A 216-nucleotide genomic window follows, 5' to 3' on the forward strand; every position below is an offset into this window, starting at 1 on the left:
GGTGAGCCGGCGCAGCCAGCCCGACTTCTGGTCGCCCAGCGGGATCGGGCCGAACGACGTCCGCACGAGGCGCTCGACCGGGAAGCCGGCCTCGGCCAGCATCCGGCGGACGATGTGCTTGCGGCCCTCGTGGAGGGTCACCTCGACCAGGTAGTTCTTGCCGGTGTTCTCGACGACGCGGAAGTGGTCGGCCCGCGCGTACCCGTCCTCCAGCTG

The 216-nt window shown here is 71.3% G+C and carries 1 protein-coding gene; it reads right to left on the reverse strand.

Annotated features, from left to right (window positions below; translation table 11 throughout):
- Positions 1-216 (reverse strand): pseudouridine synthase (locus tag G3I42_RS27435; protein WP_343244684.1); only part of this gene is annotated, 216 nt, incomplete at both ends.

Origin of the sequence: Streptomyces sp. SID11385, from assembly GCF_010548245.1 — a bacterium.
GTDB lineage: Bacteria > Actinomycetota > Actinomycetes > Streptomycetales > Streptomycetaceae > Streptomyces.